At 51.3% G+C, this 1857-nt stretch carries 3 protein-coding genes; all 3 read left to right on the top strand.

Annotated elements, in window-relative coordinates:
- Window positions 1-113: 113 nt before the first annotated feature.
- The 3 genes from ACR3FF_RS26910 to ACR3FF_RS27525 all read left to right on the top strand — a co-directional run bounded on the left by ACR3FF_RS26910 (window position 114) and on the right by ACR3FF_RS27525 (window position 1450).
- Window positions 114-284 (top strand): hypothetical protein, encoded by a 171-nt coding sequence (locus ACR3FF_RS26910; protein WP_458191141.1) that lies wholly within the window; start codon window positions 114-116, stop codon window positions 282-284.
- 207 nt (window positions 285-491) lie between these two features.
- Complete coding sequence (locus ACR3FF_RS26905) at window positions 492-1028, top strand: DUF7342 family protein (protein WP_458191139.1); 537 nt, start codon at window positions 492-494, stop codon at window positions 1026-1028.
- Window positions 1029-1033: 5 nt separating this feature from the next.
- Window positions 1034-1450, top strand: a complete 417-nt coding sequence (locus ACR3FF_RS27525; protein WP_472850176.1) for a toxin-antitoxin system TumE family protein — start codon at window positions 1034-1036, stop codon at window positions 1448-1450.
- The last annotated feature ends 407 nt before the right edge of the window (window positions 1451-1857 follow it).

Raw genomic sequence — 1857 nt, 5'->3', positions numbered from 1 at the left:
TCTCCCGAACACGTGGTATCGAGAGGCGAGACAACCAGCTCCGTCACGCCAGACGCTTCTTGAGGAGGTGAATGCAGCACTGTATGCTGGTTTTACGTCTTAACCGAATACGAATGGACAAGCATCCTAGGGATGGCAAGCGAACCCACTACCATCCCCCACCAGATGCCGGTCACCCACCCGAACCAGCCGAGTTCTCGGACAATTACTACGAGATGCTTCGGTACATCGATGAGCAAACGCTTGTCCATATCAAAGAGCATCCACTCCTCGAGACGGATTGAGTGCTGTTAGTCACCTTTTCAATAGTCGCTAATACGACTTCTTTACTCAAAAATAACATCGGGCCCAGAAGTCACAGCATACTAGCAAGATATACCAGACACGATCGATGTTCTTTCGAGTAGTCGTCGACCTCGTTTGGCAGCAGACCGGATCAATATATTCTCCTATGGGTCAAATATATACTCTTCGAGCACGAAGGATCGTGTATGTCCAATCCCGGTCATCCAGATGATGCAGATGCCGTTGAGGAAGAGCGGCAGCAGTGGGATCATGGTTCCTCGACCCGTGATCGTGTCTACGACACAGCCATCCAATTGTACGAGCCAGCAACCGTTGACGACGTTGCAAGCCGCGCTCACTGTTCAGCAGGAGCTGCACGAGAACACTTAGAATGGTTGAGTGCCCGTGGAATTGTCGAACCAATTGATGGGCGGCCGAAACAATATCAGAGAAATCATGCCTACTTCGAATGGGTTCGTGCGAACGAGCTGCGGCGTGAACACACCGACGCTGAACTCGAGACCAAGCTTTCGGGCCTCGTTGCAGAAGAGCAAGCGTATCGTGAGCAGTACGGTGTTGCTGACCCAGGACAGATTGACGCACTAGCAGAAGCGGACTATGATTCGCTTGAGACGGTCTGGGAAGACATCGGTGACTGGAAAACGATTCGTCGTGAGCTTCGGATTATTGAACGGGCACGAAAGGATCGAGACACACTCAGCGGTGCTGGAATCGTTGGGTAGTCTGGATGGACGAAACTGACACTGGTCCTCTTGATGAGGATGTTTTGCGAGCAATTCGGGGACGATTACTGCAGGACGACCGGTTCACACATGTGAAGTTTGAACCGTCTTCAAATCGAGTTCGGAACCTTGGCGCGGAGTATGATCGATCCCTTTTTCCCGATCACATTCAGAGTGCTCGACTCGACATCCGGTGGTATATTGGTGGTGATTTTTCCGTCCATTATTGTGAAGAGTGGCAAGATGGAACACAATGGGAGTGCCGATGGGATCGGCATCCAAAGCCTGTCGGACGAACGCACTTTCACCCCTCACCGAATGCAGGACAGGCGACAGCAGCAGACTTTCCGAGCGACTATCGCGATGTCCTTTCAATTGTGCTTGCATATGTTGCTGAACGGATCGAAACCCTCTGGAGTTAGCACAAAAACGCTTTAGCACTGGCAGAGCAGGTAACCTCCTTACAAACCTACTGCCTCATGTTGCACTAAGCAGACGTGGACACACCTTCTAGCGAGTGAGGCATAGAAGTTGAGAAATTCTGTCACTAACCACAAAGCGTAGGTATATTGTTTCACCGCCCGCAGCAAAGTTTCGAATCTTTCGCGTATGCCTCCGGGGGATTCTCTGTGAATGCCTCAATGGGCTTGGTCTCAGTGATCGTCTCGATCTGAAATTTGGGTTCGAGTACCGAAGGGAGAATTTCCAATAATCGGTAGTTCCCATCGTTCCTGATTACTGACTCGGTTTCTGGGGCGAGACGAGAGTAGCTGGCGCGGATGAGCGAATGATTCAACCAAAGACGGCGGTCTCACTCCAGTGAGAGCGC

The sequence above is a fragment of the Haladaptatus ordinarius genome (genome assembly GCF_054177595.1).
Note: the sequence above shows the minus strand (reverse complement) of the source record. Positions and strands in the feature narration are given on the sequence as shown.

Excerpts from the sequence above, each read along its gene's own strand:
- ACR3FF_RS26910 (WP_458191141.1), top strand. The coding sequence starts at position 114 with ATGGACAAGCATCCTAGGGATGGCAAGCGAACCCACTACCATCCCCCA.
- ACR3FF_RS26905 (WP_458191139.1), top strand. The coding sequence starts at position 492 with ATGTCCAATCCCGGTCATCCAGATGATGCAGATGCCGTTGAGGAAGAG.
- ACR3FF_RS27525 (WP_472850176.1), top strand. The coding sequence starts at position 1,034 with ATGGACGAAACTGACACTGGTCCTCTTGATGAGGATGTTTTGCGAGCA.